The organism is Rhodopseudomonas palustris HaA2 (genome assembly GCF_000013365.1).
Lineage (GTDB): Bacteria > Pseudomonadota > Alphaproteobacteria > Rhizobiales > Xanthobacteraceae > Rhodopseudomonas > Rhodopseudomonas palustris_J.
In genome coordinates, this window is sequence record NC_007778.1 from 2,801,917 (window position 1) to 2,827,578 (window position 25,662).

Consider the following 25,662-nt stretch of genomic DNA (forward strand, 5'->3'; position numbering starts at 1 on the left):
CTAGGGTATCGCCGCCGCGACGTCGGGAGACGGCCGCGCGCCGGTTTTGCAGATGCGCGGCTCAGTCGGGACAGGAAATCTATAAGTGTCTGAAATATTTAATGAAGTCGATGAAGAAGTTCGTCGCGAACGGCTCAAGCAGCTGTGGGACAAATATTCGCTCTTCATCATCGCCGGCGCGATTCTGATTATCGCCGGGGTCGGCGGCTGGCGTGGCTATCAATACTACGAGGGCAAGAAGGCTGCCGAAACCGGCGCCGCGTTCACCGCGGCTGCCGATCTGGCGGAGCAGAACAAGCATGCCGAAGCCGAGGCTGCCTTCAACAACATCGCCGCGACCGCATCGGGCGGCTATCGCACGCTGGCGCGTCTGCGCGCCGCGGCCGAGGTCGCGCAGCGCGATCCGAAGGAAGCGGTCAAGGTCTACGACGCCATTGCTGCCGATCGCAGCGTTCCGGCGCAGGACCGCGATCTCGCGTCGCTCCGCGCGGCGCAGTTTCTGATGGACAGCGTCGGCTACGCCGACCTGTCGCAACGGCTCGAGCCGATCGCCGGCGCGGATGCCGCCTATCGTCACACCGCACGCGAAATGCTGGCGCTATCTGCTTGGCGCGCCGGCAATGTTGCCGCCGCGCGGCAGTGGATCGAGCAGATCAATACCGACGCCGGAACGCCGGCGAGCTTGCGCAATCGCGCCGAGGTGCTGCAGGCATTGCTGCCGCCTGCCGCCAAGAGCTGAGTTGAAGAGCTGAGTTCGACCCGTCCGGCACCAATGCCCGCTTTTGAGTTCATGTGAGACCCCCATCCATGCGTCGTTCGCACCGCCTGATCTCCCTCGCCGTGTTGCTCGCTTTGTCGAGCGGACTGACCGGCTGCGGCAGCTTGGGTGGATGGGACCCGACCGATATGTTCGACTTCCTCGACACCAAGAAGAAGCTGCCGGGCGATCGCAAGCCGGTGTTTCCCGAGGGCGTGCCGGGCCTCGAACAGGGCGTCCCCAAGAGCCTCTATCGGGGGTCGGTCGAGGAGCAGCAGCGCGAGCAGGCCGCCGCCGCGGCCACAGCTGTCGAGCCGCCACCCGCTGCGGCCCAACAGAAACGCGCCAAGCGCAGCAATTCGGCCGCCGTCCGCGCGGCGCCGCAGCCTGACGCCGCGCCCGCGCCCGAGGAAGAGGGCTCGACCGCCGCCGCACCACCGGCGCCGAAACCCGTCAAGCAATCGCGCCGCCGCGTGACCACGCCGCCGGCGGACGACGCTGCGGCAACCGCGCCCGCGGCGAGTTCGGCGACCGCGCCGTCGGCGTTCCCGGCTCCCTTGCCGAGCGGTACTTTCCAGCGCTGATCCGACCTTGGGGGCTCCTCCGGCGTCCCGCGACATTGACAGGCCACCGCTTCTCGGCGCACGGATCAGCCATGTCATTCACATTCGCCATTATCGGCCGACCTAACGTCGGCAAGTCGACGCTGTTCAATCGTCTGGTCGGGCAGAAGCTCGCGCTGGTCGACGACACTCCAGGCGTGACGCGCGATCGCCGCGAAGGCGAGGGGCGCCTCGGCGATCTCGAATTCACGATTATCGATACCGCTGGCCTCGACGAAGGCGCCAAGGGCTCGCTGACCGCGCGGATGCAGCAGCAGACCGAAACTGCGATCGAACTCGCCGACGCGCTGATGTTCGTGTTCGACGCCCGCGCCGGCCTGACGCCGAACGACCGCGCCTTTGCCGATTTCGCCCGCCGCGCCAACAAGCCCGTGGTCCTCGTCGCCAACAAGAGCGAAGGCAAGGCCGGCGGCATCGGCGCGATGGAGTCCTACGCGCTAGGTCTCGGCGACCCGGTGCAGATCTCCGCCGAGCACGGCGAGGGCCTCAGCGAACTCTACGACGCGCTGCGCGCGATCATGCCGGAGCCGGAGGTCGAGGACGACGACGAGGAGATCGACGGCCTCACCGAGGAGGACTTCTCCAAGCGCCCGATCCGGGTCGCGATCGTCGGCCGCCCGAACGCCGGCAAATCGACCTTCATCAACCGTCTGCTCGGCGAGGATCGGCTGCTGACCAGCCCGGAGGCCGGCACCACGCGCGACTCGATCGCCGTCGAGGTGAACTGGAAAGGCCGCGAGTTCCGGATCTTCGACACGGCCGGGCTGCGCCGCCGATCGCGGATCGAGGAGAAGCTCGAAAAGCTGTCGGTCGCCGATGCGCTGCGCGCGGTGCGTTTCGCCGAAGTCGTGGTGCTGATGATGGATTCGCAGAACCGCTTCGAGGAGCAGGATCTGCGCATCGCCGACCTGATCGAGCGCGAGGGCCGCGCGCTGGTGATCGCGGTCAACAAATGGGATCTGGTCGAGCAGCAGGGCGGGCAGATCGCGCAGTTGCGCGCCGACGCCGATCACTGGCTGCCCCAGGTCCGCGGCGTGCCGATCGTCGCGACCTCCGGGATGCTCGGCGAGGGCGTCGACCGGCTGATCGATGCGATCCAGGACGCCTATGCGGTGTGGAATACGCGGGTGTCGACGGCAGCGCTGAACCGCTGGTTCGAGCAGGCGGTGGCGCAAAATCCGCCGCCGGCGGTCGCGGGTCGCCGGCTGAAGCTGAACTACGTCACCCAGACCAAGGCGCGACCGCCGAGCTTCGTGGTGTTCTGTTCGCGCGCCGACGCGGTGCCGGAATCCTATCTGCGCTATCTGGTCAACAGTCTGCGCGGCGTGTTCAAACTGCCGGGCACGCCGGTCCGCATCACGCTGCGCGAAAAGGCCAATCCTTTCGCCCACAAGCGCAAACGGAAATCATGACCGCGGCCGGCCACGCGAGCGGGACGAGCGCGCCGGCACCCGGCGCGCGCCCCGCCGCGGTCGGCTTCATCTTCGTCACCATCCTGCTCGACATGCTGAGCGTCGGCATGATCCTGCCGATCCTGCCGAAGCTGATCGAGAGCTTCTCCGACAACGACACCGCGGCTGCGGCCAAGATCTACGGCCTGTTCGGCACGGCCTGGGCGCTGATGCAGTTCGTCGCGTCGCCGGTGCTGGGCGCGCTGTCTGATCGTTTCGGCCGCCGCCGGGTGATCCTGCTGTCCAATCTCGGTCTCGGGCTCGATTACATCCTGATGGCGCTGGCGCCGACGCTGGCCTGGCTGTTCATCGGCCGGGTGATCTCCGGCATCACCTCGGCGAGTATCTCAACCTCGTTCGCCTATATCGCCGACGTCACACCTGCGGAAAAACGCGCGGCCGTGTTCGGCAAGGTCGGCGCCGCCTTCGGCCTCGGCTTCATCTTCGGCCCGGCGATCGGCGGATTGCTCGGCGGCGTCGATCCGCGGCTGCCGTTCTGGGTGGCGGCCGGCTTGAGCCTGTGCAACGCGCTGTATGGCTTGTTCGTGCTGCCGGAATCGCTGCCGCCGGAGCGGCGGTCGCCGTTCCGCTGGCGGGCCGCCAATCCGATCGGCGCGGTGCAGTTGCTGTCGTCGAATGCGATACTCGCCGGTATGGCGATCGTGGCGTTCTGCGCCGAGGTCGCCCATGTGGCGCTGTCCGCGACCTTCGTCCTCTACGCCAGCTATCGCTACGCGTGGGATCAGACCACGGTCGGTCTCGCCTTGGCCTTCGTCGGCTTCTGCACTACCGTGGTGCAGGGCTTTCTCGTCGGCCCCGCGGTCAAGCGGCTCGGTGAGCGGCGCGCCCAAGTGATCGGCTATCTCGGCGGCGCAGCGGGCTTTCTGATCTATGCGCTGGCGCCGACCGGCGCGCTGTTCTGGATCGGCATTCCGGTGATGACGCTGTGGGGCATCGCTAAGCCGGCGACCGCCGGGGTGATGACGCGCCTGGTGGCGCCGGCGCAGCAAGGACAATTGCAGGGCGCAACCACCAGCATGAACAGCATCGCGGCGCTGATCGGGCCTTTCCTGTTCACGGGCATCTTCGCCTATTTCATCGAGCCCGATGCGCCGATTTGGTTTCCCGGCGCGCCGTTCCTGCTCGCCGGCGCGCTGCTGATGGTTTCGATGCTACTCGCAGGCATCTCGACGCCGCCGCAAAGCAAATCAGGCGCCGCAAGCGGCGCCTGAAAGCTGAAACTCGTGGCGTTCGTCGTCATTGCGAGAAGCGAAGCGACGAAGCAATCCAGCACGGCACTCGGTTATCTGGATTGCTCGCAATGACGGCGTTGGGGGTTACTTCTTGACGAGCGGGCACTCGCTGTCGGCCAGCGGGCGCGCGGCGTCTTCGGCGGAGATGTCGGCGATCTTCTTGTAGTAGTCCCACGGCGCCTTCGACTCCGCCGGGGACTTCACTTCGAACAGGAAGGCCGGGACCATGCGCCGGCCGTCGGCGCGGATGATCGATTTGCCGAACGGCGTGTCGTCGGCCGGGATTTCTTTCATCTTGGCGACGACTTTGGCGCCGTCATGCGGATTGCCGCCCATCGCCTCCAGCGTCTTGAGATAGTGCAGCACGGCGGCATAGACGCCGGCCTGGGTCATCGACGGCTTGGCGTTGTTCTTGGCCTGCTCCGAGAAGCGCTTGGCGAAGGCGCGGGTATTGTCGTTGAGATCCCAGTAGTAGGATTCGGTGAAGGTCAGGCCCTGCGCGACCTTGAGGCCGAGCGAGTGCACGTCGTTGATGAACAGCAGCAGCGCGGCGAGCTTCTGGCCGCCGGCGGTGATGCCGAATTCCGAAGCCTGCTTGATCGAATTGGTGGTGTCGCCGCCGGCATTGGCGAGGCCGATGACCTTGGCCTTGGACGCCTGCGCCTGCAGCAGGAACGACGAGAAGTCGGCGGTGTTGAGCGGATGCTTGACGCCGCCGAGCACCTGGCCGCCATTGGCCTTGACCACCGCGGTGGTGTCACGCTCGAGCGCGGCGCCGAACGCGTAGTCCGCGGTCAGGAAGAACCAGGTGTTGCCACCGGCTTTGGTCAGCGCCTGGCCGGTGCCGTGGGCCAGCATGTAGGTGTCGTAGGTCATCGAGATCGTGTTGGGCGTGCACTGTTTGCCCGTCAGGTCGGCGCTGGCGCCGCCCGAGTTCATCAGAATGATGTTCTTTTCCTTGACCAGATTGCTGACCGCGAGCGCGACGCCGGAGTTCGGCGTGTCGGTGATCATGTCGACCTTGTCGACGTCGATCCACTGGCGCGCGACGTTGACGCCGATATCCGGCTTGTTCTGATGGTCGCCGACGACCAGATCGATTTTCCAGCCCTTCTTTTCGAGACCGGAATCAGCGATGGCGAGCTTGGCGGCGACGACCGAGTTCGGTCCGCCGATGTCGGCGTAGAGGCTCGACATGTCGTTGAGAACGCCGATCTTGGCGGTCTTGTCCTGAGCGAACGCGGGCGATGCGAAGGCAGCGCCGGCCAGCGCGATGGCCACGGCGCGACGGCACGAGAAGATAACTCTCATTCATTTCCCCCTTGGGTGGTCGATTGTGAGCGGGTGTCGCCCCCGCTTACGTTCAGTCAATCGCGCCACCGGGCCGAAGTCAATCGGCGGAGGGGTCTTTCAAGGTTCGGGACGCCGCGTCGAACAGTTTGCCGGTCTCGGACCAGGACGGCAGGCAGAGAGGTACCAGTAGCTCCGCGATCTGCTCCGGCGACGGCAGCGTTTCAGGGTCTTCGCCGGGCATGATGGTGCCGCGCAGCTTGGTGCGGGTGGGGCCGGGATCGAACAGATTGATACGGATCGGGGTGGTATTCACCACCTCCTTGGCCCAGACTTGAACTAAAGTCTCAAGCGCCGCCTTGGAGGCCGCGTAGGGGCCGCGATAGGCCGGGGCCCTGCCGCCGGCCCGCGACGTCAGGAACACCGCGCGTCCGGCATCCGACATCCGCAGCAGCGGCTCCATGCAGCGGATCAGCTGGAAGTTGGCGGTGAGGTTGATGCCGATCACGCCGGTCCAGGACTTCATCTCGATATGGCCGAGCGGCGACGACGGACCGGCGATGCCGGCATTGCCGACCAGCACGTCGAGCTTGCCGTGGCGCTCGTGGATCGAGGCGCCGAGTCGGCCGATCGCATCGAAGTCGGTGAGATCCAGCGGCACCAGCGTCGCGGCGTGGCCGCCCTCGGCGCGGATCGCGTCGTCGAGTTCTTCAAGGCCGCCCTGCGTCTTGGCCACGGCGATGACATGGGCACCGGCCCTGGCGAGGGCCCGCGCGGTCGCATAGCCGATGCCGCGCGAAGCGCCGGTGACGAGTGCGATGCGGGAGGCGAGGGGTTGGGTCATGACGTGCTCTTGTCCGTGGGGCGGCCGGGCTGGCCCCGGTCATCCACGACCTTCTAAAGACGTGGATGCCCGGCACAAGGCCGGGCACGACGAACTTTAGTAAGAAGGACGGGGTGAGCCGTCAGCTGGCTTCGGCCAGCAGCGACAACTGACGCGGCGACGCCTCGGTCTGGTTCAGGTCCGTCAGCGGCGTCGGATAGTCGCCGGTGAAGCAATGGTCGGTGTAGGTCGGATGCGCCGGGTCGCGGCGCGGTTCACCCATCGCGCGATAGATGCCGTCGACCGACAGGAAGGCCAGCGAATCCGCACCGATCAGATCTCGCATCTCTTCGAGCGAGCGCGTCGCCGCGAGCAGGCCGGCGCGGTCCGGGGTGTCGATGCCGTAATAGTCCGGATGCGTGATCGGCGGCGAGGCGATGCGGAAGTGAACTTCCTTGGCGCCGGCGTCGCGCATCATCTTGACGATCTTCTTCGAGGTGGTGCCGCGCACCAGGCTGTCGTCGATCAGGACGATCCGCTTGCCTTCGATCGCCGCGCGATTGGCGGAATGCTTCATCCGCACGCCGAGTTCGCGGACGCTCTGGGTCGGCTGAATGAAAGTGCGCCCGACATAATGATTGCGGATGATGCCGAGCTCGAACGGCACGCCGCTTTCGCGGCTGTAGCCGATCGCCGCCGGCACGCCGGAATCCGGCACCGGCACCACCACGTCGGCTGCAACGTGGCTTTCGCGCGCCAGTTCGGCGCCGAACCCCTTGCGGACGTCGTAGACCGAGCGACCGCCGACGATCGAATCCGGCCGCGCGAAGTAGATGTACTCGAAGATGCAGGGTCGCGGCGGCTGCGGCGGGAACGGCTTGTGGCTCTGCGCCCCGCTCTCGTCGAATACGATGATTTCGCCGGGCTCGACGTCGCGGACGTATTTCGCGCCGATGATGTCGAGCGCGCAGGTCTCGGATGCCAGGATCGGACAGCCGTCGAGCTCGCCCAGCACCAGCGGGCGGATGCCGAGCGGATCGCGGGCGCCGATCAGCTTCTTATTGGTCAGGGCCACCAGCGAGTAGGCGCCCTCGATCGCGCGCAACGCCTCGATGAAGCGGTCGATGAAGCGGCCACGCTTGGATTGCGCGACCAGATGCAGGATCACCTCGGTGTCGGTGGTCGACTGCATGATCGCGCCGCTCTGCACCAGTTCGCGGCGCAGCGTCAGGCCGTTGGTGAGATTGCCGTTGTGGCCGACCGCGAAGCCGCCGGCGTTCAGCTCTGCGAACAGCGGCTGCACGTTGCGCAGGATGGTCTCGCCGGTGGTGGAATAGCGGACGTGGCCGACCGCAAGATTGCCGGGCAGCCGGGCGATCACGTCGGCGCGGGAGAAGGTGTCGCCGACCAGACCGAGCCGGCGCTCCGAGTGGAAGCGACCGTTGTCGAAGGAGACGATGCCGGCGGCTTCCTGTCCGCGGTGCTGCAGGGCGTGCAGACCGAGCGCGGTGATGGCGGCGGCGTCGGGATGGCCGAAGATGCCGAAGACGCCGCATTCTTCCCGCAGCGTATCGCCGTCGGTATCGAACACGTCGTTATCCAGAATATGGTTATCGAGATCTTGCGTGTCGCGGGCGTCCAGAGCGGGCGTTGCGGCGTCGTCGGAAGAGCTGTTGATCGCGTCCATCGCGCCTCTCACTGAGCACGCGTCAGCGTGCGTCGGGTTTGCCCTCTATCAGCTTTTTCAAACTGTCGCGGGCGGGTTTGCTGTAGCCGTCGCCACTGCCGGGCGTCGCCGACTCGTCGGTCTGCTCGTCGTCAGACTTCTTCTTGAACCTTTTCAAGATGGTATTTTCAGGGTCGTCCGGCAAGAGCGTCATCAACCAATCACCGCTTCCTTGAAGGACGGTGCGTGATTTTGCATTGGTTACCCAATCAGGCCGCTGCTTTTCGGGTACCAGCCAGTTGAAAAACAGATAGGCCACAACGACGATCAGCAGACCGCGCGCGAGGCCGAACAGGAACCCGAGCGTCCGATCGAGCGCGCCGATCCGCGAATCGAGGATCATGTCGGAGATCCGCACGGTGACGATCGACACCACGATCAGGGTGCCGAGGAACACGCCGGCGATCACGACGACGGCGGCCACGGTATCGTTCGAAAAATAGGTCTTGGCGGTCGGCAGCAACTTTTGGAAGGCGTACAGCGTCACCAGCGCGGCGGCGCCCCAGGCCGCGATCGACAGCACTTCGCGCATGAAGCCGCGGACCATCGCCAGCAGGCCCGACACCAACATCACCGCGAGGACAACGAAATCGAGAATCGTGATCGGCATCGGTTCGTCGGGTCCGCTCGGTCTGCAAAACGGAGAATCGGCGTGCGCAGCGCCGCTCCAGGTGACGGTGGTATGGCACGCGGCGCAAGGCGAGAAAACCGCCATCCACCCCGTCGCCACAGCAATGTTCCGCTGGGTTAAAGCTTGGTGGCCGCCGCTGCCGGAAAGCGCGCGCGTTGTATAGCGGCGCCACCGGCAAAGGTCACCCCGGTTCAGCCTTCCTGCCGCCGGAATCGCGCCGGTGTGGCATTTTTCTCCGAAGACGCAGTGTCGCGGCCGGCGGGGCGGGGCGTTCCACGCGCGGCGATGTCGGCGACCAAGCTGGTGAGGCCGCCGACCGTCTGCAGCGCCATCCCGGCGTCGGACGGCGCGTCGCCGCGGGCGGTCTCCGGCAAGATGGCGCGGGCAAAGCCGAGCTTGGCGGCTTCCTTTAGCCTAGCGGCGGTCTGCGCCACCGGCCGCACCGCGCCCGACAGCGAGATTTCGCCGAAATAGACCGCGTCGGTCGGCAACGGTGAATTCGCCAGCGACGACACCAACGCTGCTGCTGCGGCGAGATCGGCCGCCGGCTCGTTGATCCGCAGCCCGCCGGCAACGTTGAAATAGACGTCGTAGCCCGACAGCTTGACGCCGCAATGCGCCTCCAGCACCGCCAGCACCATCGACAGCCGCGCCGAATCCCAGCCGACCACCGCGCGCCGCGGGGTGCCGAGCGTGGTCGGCGCCACCAGCGCCTGCAATTCGACCAGCACCGGGCGGGTGCCCTCGATGCCGGCGAACACCGCGGTGCCGGGCGAGCCGAGATCGCGCTCGGACAGGAACAGCTCCGACGGGTTGGCGACTTCGCGCAGGCCGAGCCCGGTCATCTCGAACACGCCGATCTCGTCGGTCGGTCCGAAGCGGTTCTTCACCGCGCGCAGGATGCGGAACTGCTGCGAGCCTTCGCCCTCGAACGACAGCACCGCGTCGACCATGTGCTCGACCACGCGCGGACCGGCGATCTGGCCGTCCTTGGTGACATGGCCGACCAGGATGATCGCCGCGCCGCTCTTCTTGGCAAAGCGGATCAGCGCCTGCGCCGAGGCGCGCACTTGCGTCACCGTGCCGGGCGCCGACTCGACCGTGTCGGTCCACATCGTCTGGATCGAATCGATCACGATCAGCCGCGGCGTCGCGCCTTCAGAAAGGGTTGCGATGATGTCTTCGACCGAAGTCTCGGCGGCGAGTTCGACCGGCGCGGAGGCGAGGCCGAGCCGCTCGGCGCGCAGCCGCACCTGCGCCACCGCTTCTTCGCCGGAGATGTACACCGCGCGATGGCCGCTGCGCGCCATCAGGCTGGTGGCCTGGGTCAGCAGCGTCGACTTGCCGATGCCGGGATCGCCGCCGACCAGCAGCACCGAGCCGCGGACGAAGCCGCCGCCGGTGACGCGGTCGAGTTCGGCCATGCCGGAGGGCAGGCGCGGCGCGTCGACGCTTTTGCCGGCGAGCGATTCCAGCTTGAACGGCCGCCCGCGCCGCTTGGCGCGGATGCTGACCGGGACGGCGCTGTCGCCGGCTTCCTCGACCAGCGTATTCCACTCGCCGCAGGACTCGCACTTGCCCTGCCAGCGGTTAAAGGCTGCGCCGCAGTTCTGGCAGACGAAGGAGGGCGAGGCTTTGGCCATTGTTCATGCAGTCGCGACGAGAGCGTGTCGACATTTTTGTTCATACTTTGTTCTTGGCGTCAACCTCGGAGGCGAGGTTGACGCCAGCAGTTGGCGAGCGGCGACGCCGAGGCAGCAATCGATGAGGAAGATTTGGATCAACGCCGTTGCCTGGAAGGCGCGGCATTGTGGCTTCCGATTCTGAGCACAGAGCGGAAGAGCCAACATGAAGATTGCCATCCCCACCTCGGATTGGGTCACCGTCAGCGGCCACGCCGGGCAGGCGCGGCAATGGCTGTTGTACGATCTGGCCGGGCATCGCGGCGACGCGCCGCTGCCGGCGCCGACCCGGGTCGAACTGACCAAGGAGCAGCTTCCGCACTACTTCAAGGACGACGGTCCGCATCCGCTCGACGGCGTCGAACTGATCGTCGCGGGGAGCGCCGGCGACGGCTTCGTCCGTCACATGAAGAAGCGCGGCGCCGACGTGCTGCTCACCGGCGAGACCGATCCCGCGACCGCGATCGATCTCATCATCAAGGGCGAGACGCTGCCCGACCAGCGCTTCGACATCACCACGACGCTGTGCCGGCTGCGGGATTTGTTCTCGCGGCATTGAATCGCCGCATCTCGTCATGGCCGGGCTCGTCCCGGCCATCCACGCCTTAACTTCCTGCGTCTGCTGCAAGACGTGGATGCCCGGCACGAGGCCGGGCATGACGCGTTGAGGCGGTGGTGCCCGATGTGATAGGCCGCATCTTCGGCCGGACACCCAGGATGACGAGCAGTGCCTGCGGAAGGCCGTGCCGCTTCAACCACGCGATGAATTGCTCTAGCATCGCGTGACCATGCCCGACGACGATCGCAACGCCTATGAGCGACGGAAATGGCGGCAGGTGGCCGGGCATTTCGCCATGGGCGCGGTGTTCGGGGCGCTGTTCGCGATCGTGCTGCTGCTCGGCAATTACTTCGGCCTGGCCAAAGTCATCGACACCAGCGAGGCGCCGATGCTGATCCGCGCGGTGCTGGTCGTCGGCATCGCCGGCTCGTTTGCGTTTCTCGCGGCGATCACCGGCTTCCTGTTTCTGGTGCACGAGGACTAGGTCGGCGGTGACCGTCCGCCGCCGTCAGCTCAATGCCGCCGGCGGCGTGTCGGCCGCCGGCTTGTCCGCCGGCTTCGCGTCACCGCCGTTGTAGACCCTCGCGTAGCGGCGGCCGAGGCTGGTCAGCACTTCGTAGCCGATGCTGCCGAAATGATGCCCGAGTTCGTCGACGGTGATGCCGTCGCCGATCAGCGTCGCCATCTGGCCGCGGCGGGCGGCGTTGGCGGGCAGGTCGGTGACGTCGACCGCGAGCAGGTCCATCGAAATCCGTCCGGCGACCGGGCAGCGCTGGCCGGCGATGATCACGTCGGCGCCGCGGGTGCCATCGTTGGAGCCGGCGGCGCGGAAGTAACCGTCGGCATAGCCGGCGGACAGCACCGCGATCTTGGTCGGGCGCCGCGCCGTCCAGGTGCCGCCATAGCCGACGCTGTCGCCGCGCTCGACGCTGCGGACCTGCAGGATGCGGGCCTTGAGATCGACCACCGGCTGCATCGGATTGTCGGCCTCCGGCGTCGGGTTGATGCCGTAGAGCGCGGCACCTGGGCGCACCATGTCGAAGGCGAATTGCGGGTCGAGGAAGATGCCGGAGGAGGCCGACAGCGACGCCGGCACGCCGGTGAACAGGCTCGCGATCTCGCGAAACGCCGTGACCTGTCGGGCGTTCATCGGATGGTTGAGCGCCTCGGCCGCGGCGAGGTGACTGATCACCAGCGTGATGCCGTGATCCCCCGTGGCGATCCGCGGCACGATGCCCTGCGCTTCGGAGATCGTCAGGCCGAGGCGGTTCATGCCGGTGTCGATATGGATCGCCGCGCCGCCGCTCCACTGCGTGCGGCGGCAATACACGTCCCACTCGGCGAGTTCATAGAGGTCGCCGATCACCGGGCGGCAGTTCAGCCTGGCGAATTCATCGCCGGTGCTCTGGAAGAAGCCGTCGAGAACGTAGATCGCCGCGTCCGGCGCGGTCGCACGGACGGCGGCGGCCTCGGCGAGCGTTGCGACGAAGAAGGTCTTGCAGCCGGCGGCCACGAGCGCCTTGGTGACCGGCGCGATGCCGCAGCCATAGGCGTCGCCCTTGACCACGGCGGCGGCTTCGGCCGGCACCGCGGTCTTCTCCAGCTTGCGCCAATTGGCGACGATCGCGTCGAGGTCGATGGTGAGAATGCCGGGGGCTGTGGCGGTCGCCGCAGCGAGCGCCGCTGCCTTCGCGGCTTCAGGTGTCAACAGGCTGGCGACGGTCGCATTCGGATCGGGGAGGATGTTCATGCCGCACAATAATCGCTGCCCGAATTCCATTCAACGGGAGTTGCTGCAGCTCAGATCCGTTCCGGCAGGTGGCCTTCGCTGACCAGATCGCTGAAGCGCGTGAACTGGCCCTCGAACTGCAGGTCGACCGTGCCGGTCGGGCCATGGCGCTGCTTGGCGATGATGACTTCGGCCTTGCCGTGGACGAGGTCCATGTCGGTCGCCCATTTTTCGTGTTCCGGCGTGCCGGGCCGTGGCTCCTTGTTCTGCAGGTAGTACTCCTCGCGGAACACGAACATCACCACGTCGGCGTCCTGTTCGATCGAGCCCGATTCACGCAGGTCGGAAAGCTGGGGACGCTTGTCGTCGCGGGATTCGACCTGACGCGACAGCTGCGACAGCGCGATGATCGGAACGTTGAGCTCCTTCGCCAGCGCCTTCAGATTGGTGGTGATCTCGGTGACTTCCTGAACGCGGTTGTCGCCCTTCTTGCTCGAGCCCTGCAGCAGCTGGATGTAGTCGACCACCAGCAGGTCGAGGCCCTTCTGCCGCTTCAGCCGCCGCGCTCGCGCGGTGAGTTGAGAGATCGCCAGGCCGCCGGTTTCGTCGACGTAAAGCGGCAGCGATTGCAACTCGATCGAGACGTCGCGGATTCTCTCGAAATCGGATTCCGAAATGCCGCCGCGCCGGATCTTGCTCGACGCGATCTCCGCCTGCTCGGCGAGAATACGGGTGGCGAGCTGTTCGGCCGACATTTCGCAGGAGAAGAAGCCGACGATGCCGCCATTGACGGCCTTCGTCGTGCCGTCGGCCTGGACCTCGCCGCGATAGGCCTTGGCGACATTGTAGGCGATGTTGGTGGCGAGCGCGGTCTTGCCCATGCCGGGGCGGCCGGCGAGGACGATCAAGTCGGAATGCTGCAGTCCGCCCATCCTGGTGTCGAGATCGCGCAGGCCGGTGGCGATGCCGGACAGCTTGCCGTCGCGCTGGAACGCCTTTGCGGCCATATCGACCGCGGTGGTCAGCGCCTGCGAAAAACGCTGGAAGCCGCCGTCATAGCGGCCGGATTCCGCGAGCTCGTACAGCCTGCGCTCGGCGTCCTCGATCTGGTTGCGCGGCGCAAAATCGACCGGCGCGTCGAACGCGACATTGACCATATCGGTGCCGATGCCGATCAGGTCGCGCCGCAGCGACAGCTCGTAGATGGTCCGGCCGTAGTCGTGGGCGTTGATGATGGTGGTGGCTTCGGCGGCGAGTCGCGCCAGATATTGTGCGACCGTCAGGCCGCCGAGATCGAGGTCGGCGGCGAGGAAGGTTTTGAGCGTGATCGGCGTCGCGACCTTGCCGGCGCGGATCAGGCTGGTCGCCGTTTCGAAGATGGTCTGGTGGATGGTTTCGAAGAAGTGCTTCGCCTCGAGAAAGTCCGACACCCGGTAGAACGCGTCATTATTGACAAGGATGGCGCCGAGCAGGGCCTGTTCCGCCTCGATATTGTGGGGCGCGGTCCGATAGGCAGGCGCGGTGGCGTCGGGCGCGAGCTTCAGAACGTTCGAATCAATGGCGGCCATAGCTCTGGATTGTTCTTTCGAATTTGTCGGATGCGGGGCGCGACTAAAGCGCCGATTCAATCGCGAGCGGAAGCGTCAATCGCGCGTTATGCACCAGCTCGAAGAAGAGTGTGGATGACCCGATGCGCCCGAGGCCGCGGGCTTGACGGAACCGGCGTTGCGGAAGCCGTCAGCCAAGGCGTTACGCCTTTGTCGCCGCCCGGTTGAACCTCGCAATCGCGCGCCCATACCTATTGAGCAGGTCGGTTGCGTTACGCCAGCAGCAGGCCGATCAGTCCGATCAGTCCTGCGGCGATCCCGACGGCAAGCAGGGCATCGTCGATCGCGATGTCCTTCGGGATGAGGAGGTGGGTTCGCGGTGGCTTGTCGATCATGGGCCGGATTGAGCGCCATCCAGCGACATCGATCTGTGATCGGGATCACATCAAGCTGAAGGCAAACCCATCAAGGAACGGTTCGAGCGACGGTAGGTTGATCACGTAAATGGACAAAGACGAAGACGACGACGTAAACACGGGAACGGCGATGGCTCAGAATCAGCGACGCGACGGATCCGACCGGCTCTGGCTGAAGTCCCTAATCGAATCGTTCGAGGCTTCGTCCTGCAGCGATGGTCGATCCCCACCCTGCGACCGGGAGCTGCTGCAGGCCGCGCGTGCGCATCTGTCGATTCGCAAGGGGCCCCACGATAGTGAGGGCAAAGGACGCTTGGTCCACGCTGCCTGAGTCCAGGGCGCGCGGTGGCGAACCCGGTCGTCGGACCGCGCACAGTCGCGCCGGCACGGCCCATCGATGATCCGATCGCGCGGCTGGTATGCGACTATCCGCTAGGACGAAACAGCGCCATCTCCTCCCTTCCAATCATTCTCCAATCGGCTAAAAGAGCTGCGCCGCGGGCGCGGCTTTGAATGCATTGGAGGATTGAATGACGAGCCGAGCGCTCATTTCAGCGGCGGTGATGCTTCTGATCGCCTCCATCATGCCCCCGGCGCGGGCGCAGAACCTCGAAGCCGGCAAGACTCCGGCCCAGCTTTTCGCAGCGACTTGCGCCGTCTGCCACAAAGGCGCGCGCGGTCTCGTCCGCTCCGTCCCGCCCAACTCTCTGGCTTCGTTTCTGCGGCAGCACTACACGACCAGCAGCGACATGGCTTCGTTGCTCGCAGCCTATCTGATCTCCAACGGCGCGACCGACACCCGCTACAGGCAGAACGACGTCAGGACTGATCCCGGCCAGCAGGACGGCCGACCGGGTCGCAGGCCGCGTGCGCAGGAGGCCGCGAAGCCCGAGGCGGGCAAACCCGAGGCTGCCAGGCCCGAGGCCACGGCGCCGGCCGAGGAGGGCACGCGCCGCAACCGACACAGCAAGCGGCCGCCGAAGCCGGAGGCGGACAAACCCGCCGAAGGGGCTGCCGCGGAGACCGCTGCGCCCGCAGAGCAACCGCCCGCGAAGGATCACCGCAAGCAGAGCCGGAAGGACAAGCCGGCGAAGAATGCGCCTGCGGGCGCCGAGGCGGCCAAGGGCGAAGCTGCGAAGCCAGCGCCAGCCGCCAGCGAACCGACTGCAGCGAAGCCTGATGCTGCGAAGCCGGGACCTTCCGCATCTGAAACTTCAAAGCCGGAGACTGTAAAACCGGAGACTGTAAAACCGGAGGCTGCAAAGCCGGAGACGTCGAGCTCCGACGCCTCCAAGCCCGGTGTGTCGACATCGGATGTCGCCAAGCCGGACATGCCGAAGGCCGACGACATCAAGCGCGAGCCGCCGAAATCCGACACGTCGAAGCCGGAAGCCGCGCCGGCGGCGCGGGCCACGACGCCGGACGAGGTGCCACTGCGCGCCGATCCGGTTCCTGCGGTGACGCCCGCGCCGAAAGCGGCCGACACGCCACCGGGGTCCGGGACGGCTCCGCAGACGAAGCCGGCCGAGTCGCCTGCGTCGACGGGCACGCCCGCGCCGACGACTAACGCACCGGCCCCGGCGGTCGCTCCCAGCAGCGAGCCTTCCGTCACCGTGACGCCGGTCCCGCCGCCGTCCGATCAAGGCAGTGCGCCGGATGTACCGATCTCACGGTAGTCCGGCTCATCCTGAACGCAACAAGCCCTCTCAACGCAAAAGAGCCCGGCGTGAATGCCGGGCTCTTCGCTGAGATGCGCGACCGACGAGTGCTTACTGCTCCACCGGCTGTTCTTCGTCGTCCTGCACTGCGTCCGGATCGAAGAATTCGCCGGCCGCGGCGATCGCCTCGGCGGCTGCGTCCTGATCTTCACGACGGGTCGAGATATCTTCGCCGCGGTTGATCCGCTCGGCTTCTTCGGCGCTGCGCGCCACCGTCACCGACACGCCGACTTCGACCTCCGGATGCACTGCAACCTCGATGGCGTGCTTGCCGATCGTCTTGATCGGCGCATCGAGCAGGATCTGGCTGCGGCTGATCATGACGCCTTCGGCTTCGAAGCTCGTGACGATGTCACGCACCGAAACCGAACCGAACAGCTGACCGGTCTCCGACGCCTGGCGGATGACGATGACGTTGTGACCGTCGATCTTCTCCGCGACCTTCGCCGCTTCGGCCTTGGCGGCGATGTTGCGCGCCTCGAGGTCGGCCTTCATGTGCTCGTATTTGTCGCGATTAGCCGCGGTCGCGCGCAGCGCCTTGCCGCGCGGCAGAAGGAAATTACGGGCGTAACCGTCCTTGACGCGAACCAACTCGCCCATTTGGCCGAGCTTGGCGACGCGTTCCAGCAGAATGACTTCCATATTGTTCTCCTCGTGTCGTTGGATAAGGGACGAAATCAGGTAGTGGGCGGCGGCGGCATCGATCGGCGCTGGTAGTAGCGCTGCCGAAAGCCGAAGGCGGCGTCGCCGATGCCGAGAGCCATCAGGCCGATCGCAGGCCACAGGAAGATCAGCACCAGCGCGTAGGTAGAACTCAACAGAAAGCCGCGATGGCGGGCGGTCATCGTCAACGTGTGCAGCGTTGCGGCACCGGTCAGCCCATAAGCGACCAGCAGCGCGGCGCTGACGGTCTTGCCGATCAATCCGGCGATTCCGCCGGCAAAGCTGAGGCCGAGCGCGAGTGACAGCACCGCCAGAGTCATCGCCGGCAGCGCCACCGTGCGCAGATCGGGCCGTGGCCGGGTCAGCCGGCCGGAGGTCGCGGTGATCTTGGCGGCGAGCCAAAGATTCAGCGTCAAGGTCAGCATCGCGACGGTGGCGGCGGCCGGCGGCGCGACGGCGACCAGCGCGTCGATCAGCTTGTCGGTATCGGCGGAGTCGCGCGGGCTCAGCGCCCGTTGCAATCCGCTGCGCAGGCCTTCGCTGATGGTCGCGCCGTCGGTGCCCAGCGTCAGCATCGCGGCCATCGTGGTCAACGCGGCGAAGCCGGCCAACCACACCACGATGCGGCCGACCGGGTACCACTCCAGCGCGCCGGGCGGGGGTGCATCGGACGCTTCGGCTGGCCGCGCCAGCATCGCGAGGCGGCCGAGCCAGTAGGCCGGCGCCACGACGGTGACGATGAAGGCGATGGCATAGGAGAAACTGAAGATCGCGGCGAGCCCTGCGGCGCCGAGCAGTCCGCCGGCCGCGGCGCCGACGGCGCCCCAGCCGAGCGCGGCCACCATCAGCGGTAGCGGCGCCAGATAGAACAGAATCAGGGAGATCAACGCGCCCGAGACGATCGAGGCGAACATCAGCGCCGAGGCGCAGCCTGCGGCAATCGCGATCAGGATCTGGATCATCATCAGCTGTCCCGCTCCTTTCGAGCGGTTAGAGGCGGTTCGCCCCAACCATCGGCATCCGGACGAGCGGAGCCTTATGACTTACGACAACGGGTGGAAACCCGCGGCGCGGACGCCGCGGGTGAGAGATCAGCGAATGACGTAGGGCAGCAGGCCGAGGAAACGGGCGCGCTTGATGGCGCGCGCGAGTTCGCGCTGCTTCTTGGCGGAGACAGCGGTGATGCGGCTCGGCACGATCTTGCCGCGCTCGGAGACGTAACGCATCAGCAGCTTGGAATCCTTGTAGTCGATCTTCGGCGCATTCGGGCCCGTGAACGGGCAGGTCTTGCGGCGGCGGAAGAACGGACGGCGGGCACCTGCTTCAGCCATGATTCTTACTCCTCGCTCGCTGCGGCAGTGTCGGCGTCTTCACGCGGACGGCGCGGACCCCGGTCACCCCGGAAGCCGCCGCCCTCGCGGTCGCCACGGCCTTCACGGTCGCCCCGGAAGCCGCCCTCGCGGGGGCCACGGTCGTCGCGTTCGCGGTCACGATCGGCCTTGCGCATCATCGCCGAGGGGCCTTCCTCGTGCTCATCGACGCGGACCGTCAGATAGCGGACGATGTCCTCGTTGATGCGCTCCTGGCGCTCGATCTCGGAGACCACCGCGGAGGGGCCGTCGATGTTGAGCAGCACGAAATGCGCCTTGCGGTTCTTGTTCATGCGGTAGGTGAGGGAACGCAGTCCCCAGGCTTCGGTCTTGGTGACCTTGCCGCCGAGACCTTCGATCACGCCGGTGATCTGGGTGGTCAACTCTTCCACCTGCTGGGTGCTCGCGTCCTGGCGCGCGAGAAAAACATGCTCATAAAGAGGCATGATGGTCCTTTCCATGTTGGCGCAGAACCGGCGGCAAGCCCTTCGAACCCTTCGGAAAGGACTCGACTGCTCAGAAGGCGGGAGCACGGGACGACGAGCCGACTGGCTCTGCCGCATCAATTTCGCCAGAAAGGTGAAAATGCTGAGACCGTCCGTTCAGCTCCCGGCCGGGATCTGCGGATGCGCGGGTTATACGTATTTTTGTCGCAATGGCAAGGGTCGGACCGGTGTCCGGCGCCATCGACCTCAGGAATCAACCTTGTCGGCGTGTGCCGCGGACCAAACCCGGCGCGCCGCGCGGGCGTCGGCATCCGGCATTGGAACCAGCCCGATCGCGTCGTCGCGGGCACCGCAGTGGACAACGACGCCTCTGCCGCGCCGCTTGGCCTCGTACATTGCGTGATCGGCCGATCGCAACAGGTCGTCGGCAGTCGGGCCGTCGTTGGGGAAAGTGGCGCTGCCGATGCTGACGCCGATGCTGAGCGGGGTGTCTTGGCCGAGGTCGAAGGGCTGGGCGATCCGCGCGATCACCCGCTCGGCGATCGGCGCGCTTTCCATCGCCGAGACAGCCGGAAGCAGGATCACGAATTCGTCGCCGCCGACCCGGAAGATGAGGTCGTGATCGCGCACGCAACTGCGCAGCCGTTCGGCCACCACCACCAGCACAGCGTCGCCGACCGCATGGCCGTAGCCGTCATTGGCGGCCTTGAAGCCGTCGAGGTCGAGGCAGAGCACCGTCAGAGGCTGATCGTCCCGTCCTGGCGCGCCCCTCGCGTCGCGGAGCAACTCGTCGAAGCGCCGATGCTGCATGGTCCGGTTCGGCAGGCCAGTGAGCTGGTCGTAGTTCGCCAGCCATTTGTTTTCCCGCTCCGAAAGAAACAGATGGAGCAGAACATCGTAGTTCTCGAACAGAAGGAGAGCCATTCCGGCTCCCCAGCCCGGAATGAGCAGCGCGATCAGGTAGGTCTGCGCAATCGGCGAAAACACCATCGCCACCGTGTATGGCAGCACCAGAATGCAGATCAGGGCGATGCCGTAGCGCGGCGTGCCGGCATGTCGGGAGGAGATGGCCCCGGAAAGCCCCGCGATGACGATGCCGGTCAGCAGAATCAAAGGTCCTTGACCCGTCAGGACGCAGAGCGTGCAGCCGACCGAATAGTTGAGCGCCCAGGCGAGCCCGAGGTAGATTGGCAGTCCGTCGGCGGGCCGATCGGACGCGTGTGCTGTGCTCATCCTTCGCGCGACACTGTAGCGCGCAATGCCGAAGGCCACCTCGAACGCAATCCAGGCATAGGCCCAGGTCTTCCCCGTCAACAGCGCCGCGATGATCGTGAACATCGTCGTCGACAGCATGGCCATCAGCAGCGTGCGCGTCTTGGTCTGACTTTGCAGCAGCAGGCGGCGCAGGATGGCGTCGGGTTGCGGTCTGGGACCGTTGATCAGCCATCGGATCAGGCGCGTCTCGACGATCGGCCCCCCGGCGTTGGCTGCTTCGATGAAGTTGAGTTTGGGATTGTTCACGCGGCGCATCAGGTGAGTTGTTTGGTGTTATCCCAAAGGCTATTCCCCAAATTGTTTATAGGTACTTTTCGCAGGTGCGGAAGATTTCGCCGGGGGCTCGACAGGGTGAAGAATTCATTGCCGAATGCCCCCAGGTCCGCGCCCCTTCCGCCGCCGCCGGGCAGGAATTCCATCCGGCTCCGCGCACGAATCGGCGACTGCGAAGCAGCCGGGCCGGCCGGGCTCTTGCGCTGCGGATTTGCGCGGTCAACTTGACACGACATGCCCGCGCGGTGTCTTACGGCGCCACTTCAGACAGGTTCAGGAACGCAGATGACGGCAGCATTCACATTCCCAGGGCAGGGCTCGCAGGCGGTCGGCATGGGCAAGGCGCTGGCCGATGCCTTTCCTGCGGCAAAGGCGGTGTTCGACGAGGTCGACGCCGCGCTCGGCGAAAAGCTGACGGCGACCATCTGGGAAGGGCCGGCAGAGACGCTGCAACTCACCGAGAACGCCCAGCCGGCGCTGATGGCGGTGTCGCTCGCCGCGCTGCGGGTGCTCGAAAGCGAGGCCGGGATCTCGGTTGGACGCGATGCGGCCTTCGTCGCCGGGCATTCGCTGGGTGAATATTCGGCGCTGGCAGCCGCGGGCGCGCTGACGGTCAGCGATACCGCTCGGCTGCTGCGCATCCGGGGCCGTGCGATGCAGAAGGCCGTTCCGGTCGGCGTCGGCGCGATGGCCGCGCTGCTCGGGCTCGACTACGAGGCCGCCGTGGCGGTCGCGAGCGAAGCGGCCCAGGGCCAGGTTTGCCAGGCCGCCAACGACAATGGCGGCGGACAGGTCGTGGTCTCCGGCCACAAGGAGGCGGTGGAGCGCGCCGTCGAGATCGCCAAGGGCAAGGGCGCCAAGCGCGCGATGCTGCTGCCGGTGTCGGCGCCGTTCCATTGCGCCCTGATGCAGCCCGCGGCCGAGGCGATGGCGGAAGCTTTGGCGGGTGTGGCGATCCAGTCGCCCGCCGTGCCGCTGGTTTGCAACGTTCTGGCCGCGCCGATTACCGACCCGGATGAGATTCGCCGCCGGCTGATCGAACAGGTCACCGGCACCGTGCGTTGGCGCGAGTCAGTGGCCTATATGGCTGGCCACGGCGTCAGCCGTTTTCTCGAGATCGGCGCCGGCAAGGTGCTGAGCGGACTGGTCAAGCGGATCGCCGACGGCGCGACCGGCGTCGCGATCGGCAATCCCAACGATATCGCGGCCGCCAAGGACGCACTCACGGCCGGGCGTTCGGCGTAACCGGCGGCGAAGGAGACGACATGTTCGATTTGACGGGACGAACCGCGCTGGTCACCGGCGCGACCGGGGGCATCGGCGGCGCGATCGCGCAGGCCCTACATGGCCAGGGCGCGACGGTGGCGATCTCCGGGACGCGGCGCGAGGCGCTGGACACGCTGGCGGCGAAGCTCGGCGAGCGCGTTCACGTGCTGCCGTGCAATCTGTCGGATGCGGCCGAGGTCGAGGCGCTGGTGCCGGCGGCGGCCGAGGCCATGGGCCAGCTCGATATTCTGGTCTGCAATGCCGGCATCACCCGCGACAATCTCTTCGTGCAGTTGCGTGACGAGGATTGGGACGAGGTCATCAAGGTCAACCTCACCGCGACGTTCCGGCTGACGCGGGCCGCGACCAAACTGATGATGCGCAAGAAATTCGGCCGCATCATCGCGATCACCTCGGTGGTCGGCGTCACCGGCAATCCGGGGCAGGGCAACTACACGGCGTCCAAGGCCGGGCTGATCGGCATGATCAAGACGCTCGGCGCCGAATACGCCAAGCGCAACGTCACCGCCAACTGCATCGCGCCGGGCTTCATCGCCACGCCGATGACCGACGTCCTCAACGACAAGCAGCGCGAAACCATTCTCGGCAAGGTGCCGGCCGGACGGCTCGGCACCCCGGAGGACATCGCCGCTGCGGCAGTGTATCTCAGTTCGAACGAGGCCGCTTACGTCACCGGTCAGACCATCCACGTCAATGGCGGGATGGCCATGATCTGATTCCGGCGGCACGCCGCTGCAAGTCCGTTGCATCGCAAGCGGGGCTTGCGGCGGGGGGACCGCGTGTTGTGGTCAATGCATCGGAAGTATGATAACCGGACCACCGGCGGATAGGCAAAGAAGGCCATTGCAGGAAGTCCAAACCCTGTATATTGCCGATGGGGACCCGCCGCTTCGGGCGGTCGGGTTTCGACCTCGGGGACGGGGCAAAATCAGTACACTATCGCGATTGCGACTGGAACTTAGCGAGTTTGACGCACCACGATGGCTCGTATCGTCTGTCGGTCGGGTCGGAACAACGGGGTTAGAGAGAATGAGTGAGATTGGCGAGCGGGTTAAGAAGATCGTGGTGGAGCACCTCGGTGTCGAGCCGGAGAAGGTGGTCGATGGCGCCAGCTTCATCGATGATCTCGGCGCCGACAGCCTCGACACCGTCGAACTCGTGATGGCGTTCGAAGAAGAGTTCGGGTGCGAAATTCCCGACGATGCCGCCGAGACGATTCTCACCGTCGGCGATGCCACCAAGTTCCTCGAGAAAAACGCGAAGAGCTGACGCCCTGCGCGGTGACGATGGAGCCGGACGGACCGTGATGAACGGTCCACCGGCTTCTTGCTTTGGACCGCGCATTCTGGCCCGGAGTACGGAAAATGAGACGTGTCGTCGTCACAGGCCTTGGCATGGTTTCGCCGCTCGGCTGTGGCGTCGATTCGACCTGGAGCCGGATTCTCAAAGGCGAAAGCGGCGCGCGCAAGATCGACGCTTTCGATGTTTCCGATCTGACCAGCCAGATCGCCTGCATCATCCCGCGTGGTGACGGCACCGACGGCACCTATAACGCCGATCAATGGATGGAGCCGAAAGACCAGCGCAAGGTCGACGACTTCATCGTCTATGCAATGTGTGCGGCGCGTCAGGCTCTCGACGACGCCGGCTGGCATCCCTCCACCGAAGAAGAGCGCTGCGCCTCGGGCGTTTTGATCGGCTCCGGCATCGGGGGCCTGCAGGGCATCGCCGAGACGGCGCTCGTTCTGAAGGAACGCGGGCCGCGCAAAATCTCGCCGTTCTTCATTCCGGGTCGTCTGATCAACCTCGCCTCGGGTTACGTATCGATCGAGTTCGGGCTCAAGGGGCCGAACCACTCCGTCGTTACGGCATGCTCGACCGGCGCGCATGCGATCGGCGACGCGTCGCGACTGATCGCGCTCGGTGACGCCGACATCATGGTCGCCGGCGGCACCGAATCCCCGATCAGCCGTCTGGCGATGGCCGGCTTCTGCGCCGCGCGCGCGCTGTCGACCGGTTTCAACGAGAACCCGCAGAAGGCGTCGCGGCCCTACGACAAGGATCGCGACGGTTTTGTGATGGGCGAAGGCGCCGGCATCGTCGTGCTCGAGGAGTACGAACATGCGAAAGCGCGCGGCGCGCGGATCTACGCCGAAGTGATCGGCTACGGTCTGACCGGCGACGCCTATCACATCACGGCACCGACCCCGGACGGCGACGGCGCGTTCCGCTGCATGAGCGCCGCGATCAAACGCGCCGGCATCTCGGTCTCGGATATCGACTACATCAACGCGCACGGCACCTCGACGCCGCTTGGCGACGAGATCGAACTCGGCGCCGCGCAACGGTTGCTCGGCAATGCCGCGTCACGCGTGTCGATGTCGTCGACCAAATCCTCGATCGGCCATTTGCTCGGCGCGGCCGGTGCGGTCGAAGCGATCTTCAGCGTGCTGGCGATTCGCGACAACGTTGCGCCGCCGACCATCAATCTCGACAACCCGTCGGTCGAGACCGCGATCGACCTCGTGCCGTGGAAACCGCGCGAACGTGAAATCAACGTCGCGCTGTCGAACTCTTTCGGCTTTGGCGGGACTAATGCATCGTTGATCCTGCAGCGCGTCGCCGATTGAAGGCGTTGCAGGCACTTCAACGTTTCGCCGTAATCCCTGCTAAAACCTACGACATTAGGCGATATGGGAGTATGATCGGCGACGGCCCGACGAGGTCTGGAGCGATTCCACACCGGATGTTCCCACCAAAGACGTGATCCCGAACGCCTCCGGTGCGATCTTGCACGGACCATCCATCAGACCACAGGAATCAGGTTGCACCGATGAGTGAAAGGCCGCCGATCTCGCCGAGAAGTCCGCGCGCGGCGCTGGAGCCGGAGCAACTTCCGCCACCGCCGAAACGATCGGATCGTGCGCGCAATCCGCTGGTGATTATTGGCAACGCCATCATCACGCTGGTGCTCGTACTGATGATCGGCGCAGGCGGCATCTATGTCTACGGCAAGCAGAAGATCGAGGCTGCCGGGCCGTTGCAGGACGACAAGGTCGTCAACATTCCGCAGCGCGCCGGGCTGGGCGACATCGCCGAGATCCTGCAGCGCGAGGGCGTGATCGAAAACAATCGCTGGGTGTTCATCGGCAGTGTGCTGGCCCTGAAGGCGCGGGCGGATCTCAAGCCCGGCGAATATTCATTTCAGAAGGAAGCCAGCCTTCGCGACGTGATCGGCACCATCGTCGAAGGCAAGGTGGTTCAGCACGCCGTGACGATCCCCGAAGGTTTGACCTCCGAGCAGATCGTCGCGCGGCTCACGGACAACAACATCCTCACCGGAAGCCTCCGCGAAATTCCGCGAGAGGGAACCTTGCTGCCCGAGACCTACAAATTTCCCCGGGGCACGCCGCGCGAGCAGGTCATCAACAGGATGCAGCAGGCGCAGAAGCGTGTGCTGAGCGAAGTCTGGGAACGTCGCAACCCGGAAATCCCGGTCAAATCGCCGGAGCAATTGGTGACGCTGGCGTCGATCGTGGAAAAGGAGACCAGCAAGCCGGACGAGCGAAGCCGTGTCTCTGCCGTGTTCGTCAACCGCCTACAGAAGAAGATGCGATTGCAGTCCGACCCGACGATCATCTACGGGCTCGTCGGCGGCAAGGGCACGCTCGGGCGACAGATCAAGCGCAGCGAAATTCAGCAGCCGTCCCCCTACAACACCTATGTCATCGACGGTCTGCCGCCGGGCCCGATCGCGAATCCCGGCCGGGCGTCGCTCGAAGCTGCGGCCAATCCCGCGCGAACGCGCGATCTGTACTTCGTCGCGGACGGCAGCGGCGGTCACGCCTTCAGCGACAGCTATGACCAGCATCTGAAGAACGTCGCCAAGCTGCGGGCGCTGGAGCGCCAGACCCAGAACGACACGATCGAGCCCGCCGAAGATACCCCGCCGACGGCGACGGTGGCTCCCGACGCGAACGCATCGGTCCCGTCGCCCGCGCCGGTGACGCGACCATCGAAGAACAGCGGCGCATCCAAGAAGCGAAACGGCGCCGCTCCGGCTGCAGCCGGCCAGGATTAGTCGTGCGGCTGTTCCCAATGCGCGCCGTGATGGGCTAAGCTCCGCCGTCCACGCGTCACGCG

25 protein-coding genes are annotated in these 25,662 nt (G+C 65.9%); 12 read left to right on the forward strand and 13 right to left on the reverse strand.

Translation table 11 applies throughout. The features are described from left to right. The first annotated feature begins 85 nt into the window (after positions 1-85). The 4 genes from RPB_RS12315 (at position 86) to RPB_RS12330 (ending at position 4,063) form a co-directional block, all read left to right on the forward strand. A complete protein-coding gene (locus RPB_RS12315; RefSeq protein WP_011441336.1) occupies positions 86-739 on the forward strand; it encodes a tetratricopeptide repeat protein in 654 nt (217 codons plus the stop codon). A 68-nt stretch (positions 740-807) separates the two neighbouring features. Then, positions 808-1,341, forward strand: a complete 534-nt coding sequence (locus RPB_RS12320; RefSeq protein WP_011441337.1) for a hypothetical protein — start codon at positions 808-810, stop codon at positions 1,339-1,341. Positions 1,342-1,412: 71 nt separating this feature from the next. Further along, positions 1,413-2,792: a ribosome biogenesis GTPase Der gene (gene der / locus RPB_RS12325; protein WP_011441338.1), complete on the forward strand. Its 1,380-nt coding sequence runs from the start codon at positions 1,413-1,415 to the stop codon at positions 2,790-2,792. Continuing rightward, complete coding sequence (locus tag RPB_RS12330) at positions 2,789-4,063, forward strand: TCR/Tet family MFS transporter (protein ID WP_011441339.1); 1,275 nt, start codon at positions 2,789-2,791, stop codon at positions 4,061-4,063. The genes der and RPB_RS12330 overlap by 4 nt, the downstream gene beginning before the upstream one ends. A gap of 105 nt (positions 4,064-4,168) precedes the next feature. Here the strand turns inward: RPB_RS12330 and RPB_RS12335 are convergent, their stop codons facing one another. From RPB_RS12335 to radA, 5 genes are all read right to left on the reverse strand, one after another. Next, entirely contained in the window at positions 4,169-5,395 is a 1,227-nt protein-coding gene (locus tag RPB_RS12335; protein ID WP_011441340.1) for an ABC transporter substrate-binding protein, read from the reverse strand. A 79-nt stretch (positions 5,396-5,474) separates the two neighbouring features. After that, positions 5,475-6,218 (reverse strand): SDR family NAD(P)-dependent oxidoreductase, encoded by a 744-nt coding sequence (locus RPB_RS12340; RefSeq protein ID WP_011441341.1) that lies wholly within the window; start codon positions 6,216-6,218, stop codon positions 5,475-5,477. Between the two features lie 121 nt (positions 6,219-6,339). Beyond that, the gene (gene purF, locus RPB_RS12345; RefSeq protein WP_011441342.1) at positions 6,340-7,884 is read right to left on the reverse strand and encodes an amidophosphoribosyltransferase; all 1,545 of its coding nucleotides are present in this window, start codon (positions 7,882-7,884) and stop codon (positions 6,340-6,342) included. 22 nt (positions 7,885-7,906) lie between these two features. Further along, complete coding sequence (locus tag RPB_RS12350; RefSeq protein ID WP_011441343.1) at positions 7,907-8,533, reverse strand: CvpA family protein; 627 nt, start codon at positions 8,531-8,533, stop codon at positions 7,907-7,909. A 212-nt stretch (positions 8,534-8,745) separates the two neighbouring features. Then, entirely contained in the window at positions 8,746-10,197 is a 1,452-nt protein-coding gene (radA, locus tag RPB_RS12355) for a DNA repair protein RadA (protein WP_011441344.1), read from the reverse strand. 205 nt (positions 10,198-10,402) lie between these two features. Here radA and RPB_RS12360 point away from each other — a divergent pair, with 205 nt between their 5' ends. Then, the gene (locus tag RPB_RS12360) at positions 10,403-10,795 is read left to right on the forward strand and encodes a NifB/NifX family molybdenum-iron cluster-binding protein (RefSeq protein WP_011441345.1); all 393 of its coding nucleotides are present in this window, start codon (positions 10,403-10,405) and stop codon (positions 10,793-10,795) included. Positions 10,796-11,024: 229 nt separating this feature from the next. Beyond that, on the forward strand, positions 11,025-11,279 hold the full coding sequence (locus tag RPB_RS12365) for a hypothetical protein (protein WP_011441346.1): 255 nt from the start codon (positions 11,025-11,027) through the stop codon (positions 11,277-11,279). Between the two features lie 24 nt (positions 11,280-11,303). Here the strand turns inward: RPB_RS12365 and alr are convergent, their stop codons facing one another. From alr to RPB_RS25165, 3 genes are all read right to left on the reverse strand, one after another. Beyond that, entirely contained in the window at positions 11,304-12,545 is a 1,242-nt protein-coding gene (gene alr, locus RPB_RS12370; protein WP_041798226.1) for an alanine racemase, read from the reverse strand. Between the two features lie 50 nt (positions 12,546-12,595). Further along, on the reverse strand, positions 12,596-14,092 hold the full coding sequence (locus RPB_RS12375) for a replicative DNA helicase (protein ID WP_011441348.1): 1,497 nt from the start codon (positions 14,090-14,092) through the stop codon (positions 12,596-12,598). Between the two features lie 251 nt (positions 14,093-14,343). Next, positions 14,344-14,466, reverse strand: a complete 123-nt coding sequence (locus RPB_RS25165) for a hypothetical protein (protein WP_283804828.1) — start codon at positions 14,464-14,466, stop codon at positions 14,344-14,346. A 551-nt stretch (positions 14,467-15,017) separates the two neighbouring features. Between RPB_RS25165 and RPB_RS25170 the strand changes: the two genes are divergently transcribed. Then, complete coding sequence (locus tag RPB_RS25170; RefSeq protein ID WP_011441350.1) at positions 15,018-16,163, forward strand: hypothetical protein; 1,146 nt, start codon at positions 15,018-15,020, stop codon at positions 16,161-16,163. 93 nt (positions 16,164-16,256) lie between these two features. Here RPB_RS25170 and rplI read toward each other — a convergent pair whose 3' ends face one another. The 5 genes from rplI to RPB_RS12410 form a co-directional block, all read right to left on the reverse strand. Further along, positions 16,257-16,847, reverse strand: a complete 591-nt coding sequence (gene rplI, locus RPB_RS12390) for a 50S ribosomal protein L9 (protein ID WP_011441351.1) — start codon at positions 16,845-16,847, stop codon at positions 16,257-16,259. 35 nt (positions 16,848-16,882) lie between these two features. After that, positions 16,883-17,833 carry a hypothetical protein gene (locus tag RPB_RS12395; RefSeq protein ID WP_011441352.1) on the reverse strand — a complete coding sequence of 317 codons (951 nt, stop codon included), beginning with the start codon at positions 17,831-17,833 and terminating at the stop codon, positions 16,883-16,885. Positions 17,834-17,959: 126 nt separating this feature from the next. After that, entirely contained in the window at positions 17,960-18,199 is a 240-nt protein-coding gene (rpsR, locus tag RPB_RS12400) for a 30S ribosomal protein S18 (RefSeq protein ID WP_011441353.1), read from the reverse strand. Positions 18,200-18,204: 5 nt separating this feature from the next. Beyond that, positions 18,205-18,684 (reverse strand): 30S ribosomal protein S6, encoded by a 480-nt coding sequence (gene rpsF, locus RPB_RS12405; RefSeq protein ID WP_011441354.1) that lies wholly within the window; start codon positions 18,682-18,684, stop codon positions 18,205-18,207. A 246-nt stretch (positions 18,685-18,930) separates the two neighbouring features. Next, positions 18,931-20,214 carry a GGDEF domain-containing protein gene (locus RPB_RS12410; protein ID WP_011441355.1) on the reverse strand — a complete coding sequence of 428 codons (1,284 nt, stop codon included), beginning with the start codon at positions 20,212-20,214 and terminating at the stop codon, positions 18,931-18,933. Between the two features lie 303 nt (positions 20,215-20,517). On the opposite strand from RPB_RS12410, the gene fabD reads away from it, so the two are divergent. The 5 genes from fabD to mltG all read left to right on the forward strand — a co-directional run bounded on the left by fabD (position 20,518) and on the right by mltG (position 25,600). Continuing rightward, complete coding sequence (fabD, locus tag RPB_RS12415; protein WP_011441356.1) at positions 20,518-21,477, forward strand: ACP S-malonyltransferase; 960 nt, start codon at positions 20,518-20,520, stop codon at positions 21,475-21,477. Between the two features lie 20 nt (positions 21,478-21,497). Continuing rightward, positions 21,498-22,235, forward strand: coding sequence for a 3-oxoacyl-[acyl-carrier-protein] reductase (gene fabG / locus RPB_RS12420; RefSeq protein WP_011441357.1), 738 nt, complete (start codon positions 21,498-21,500; stop codon positions 22,233-22,235). Positions 22,236-22,548: 313 nt separating this feature from the next. Beyond that, on the forward strand, positions 22,549-22,788 hold the full coding sequence (locus tag RPB_RS12425) for an acyl carrier protein (RefSeq protein WP_011441358.1): 240 nt from the start codon (positions 22,549-22,551) through the stop codon (positions 22,786-22,788). Between the two features lie 95 nt (positions 22,789-22,883). After that, positions 22,884-24,149 (forward strand): beta-ketoacyl-ACP synthase II, encoded by a 1,266-nt coding sequence (fabF, locus tag RPB_RS12430; protein WP_011441359.1) that lies wholly within the window; start codon positions 22,884-22,886, stop codon positions 24,147-24,149. Between the two features lie 203 nt (positions 24,150-24,352). Next, positions 24,353-25,600, forward strand: a complete 1,248-nt coding sequence (gene mltG / locus RPB_RS12435) for an endolytic transglycosylase MltG (protein ID WP_011441360.1) — start codon at positions 24,353-24,355, stop codon at positions 25,598-25,600. Positions 25,601-25,662: the final 62 nt, after the last annotated feature.

Excerpts from the sequence above, each read along its gene's own strand:
- fabG (WP_011441357.1), top strand. The coding sequence starts at position 21,498 with ATGTTCGATTTGACGGGACGAACCGCGCTGGTCACCGGCGCGACCGGG.
- fabD (WP_011441356.1), top strand. The coding sequence starts at position 20,518 with ATGACGGCAGCATTCACATTCCCAGGGCAGGGCTCGCAGGCGGTCGGC.
- RPB_RS25170 (WP_011441350.1), top strand. The coding sequence starts at position 15,018 with ATGACGAGCCGAGCGCTCATTTCAGCGGCGGTGATGCTTCTGATCGCC.
- der (WP_011441338.1), top strand. The coding sequence starts at position 1,413 with ATGTCATTCACATTCGCCATTATCGGCCGACCTAACGTCGGCAAGTCG.
- RPB_RS12395 (WP_011441352.1), bottom strand. The coding sequence starts at position 17,833 with ATGATGATCCAGATCCTGATCGCGATTGCCGCAGGCTGCGCCTCGGCG.
- RPB_RS12320 (WP_011441337.1), top strand. The coding sequence starts at position 808 with ATGCGTCGTTCGCACCGCCTGATCTCCCTCGCCGTGTTGCTCGCTTTG.
- RPB_RS12350 (WP_011441343.1), bottom strand. The coding sequence starts at position 8,533 with ATGCCGATCACGATTCTCGATTTCGTTGTCCTCGCGGTGATGTTGGTG.
- RPB_RS12365 (WP_011441346.1), top strand. The coding sequence starts at position 11,025 with ATGCCCGACGACGATCGCAACGCCTATGAGCGACGGAAATGGCGGCAG.
- RPB_RS12330 (WP_011441339.1), top strand. The coding sequence starts at position 2,789 with ATGACCGCGGCCGGCCACGCGAGCGGGACGAGCGCGCCGGCACCCGGC.
- mltG (WP_011441360.1), top strand. The coding sequence starts at position 24,353 with ATGAGTGAAAGGCCGCCGATCTCGCCGAGAAGTCCGCGCGCGGCGCTG.
- rpsR (WP_011441353.1), bottom strand. The coding sequence starts at position 18,199 with ATGGCTGAAGCAGGTGCCCGCCGTCCGTTCTTCCGCCGCCGCAAGACC.
- fabF (WP_011441359.1), top strand. The coding sequence starts at position 22,884 with ATGAGACGTGTCGTCGTCACAGGCCTTGGCATGGTTTCGCCGCTCGGC.
- alr (WP_041798226.1), bottom strand. The coding sequence starts at position 12,545 with ATGAACATCCTCCCCGATCCGAATGCGACCGTCGCCAGCCTGTTGACA.
- RPB_RS25165 (WP_283804828.1), bottom strand. The coding sequence starts at position 14,466 with ATGATCGACAAGCCACCGCGAACCCACCTCCTCATCCCGAAGGACATC.
- radA (WP_011441344.1), bottom strand. The coding sequence starts at position 10,197 with ATGGCCAAAGCCTCGCCCTCCTTCGTCTGCCAGAACTGCGGCGCAGCC.
- RPB_RS12335 (WP_011441340.1), bottom strand. The coding sequence starts at position 5,395 with ATGAGAGTTATCTTCTCGTGCCGTCGCGCCGTGGCCATCGCGCTGGCC.
- rplI (WP_011441351.1), bottom strand. The coding sequence starts at position 16,847 with ATGGAAGTCATTCTGCTGGAACGCGTCGCCAAGCTCGGCCAAATGGGC.
- RPB_RS12360 (WP_011441345.1), top strand. The coding sequence starts at position 10,403 with ATGAAGATTGCCATCCCCACCTCGGATTGGGTCACCGTCAGCGGCCAC.
- rpsF (WP_011441354.1), bottom strand. The coding sequence starts at position 18,684 with ATGCCTCTTTATGAGCATGTTTTTCTCGCGCGCCAGGACGCGAGCACC.
- RPB_RS12425 (WP_011441358.1), top strand. The coding sequence starts at position 22,549 with ATGAGTGAGATTGGCGAGCGGGTTAAGAAGATCGTGGTGGAGCACCTC.
- RPB_RS12375 (WP_011441348.1), bottom strand. The coding sequence starts at position 14,092 with ATGGCCGCCATTGATTCGAACGTTCTGAAGCTCGCGCCCGACGCCACC.
- RPB_RS12410 (WP_011441355.1), bottom strand. The coding sequence starts at position 20,214 with ATGCGCCGCGTGAACAATCCCAAACTCAACTTCATCGAAGCAGCCAAC.
- RPB_RS12340 (WP_011441341.1), bottom strand. The coding sequence starts at position 6,218 with ATGACCCAACCCCTCGCCTCCCGCATCGCACTCGTCACCGGCGCTTCG.
- purF (WP_011441342.1), bottom strand. The coding sequence starts at position 7,884 with ATGGACGCGATCAACAGCTCTTCCGACGACGCCGCAACGCCCGCTCTG.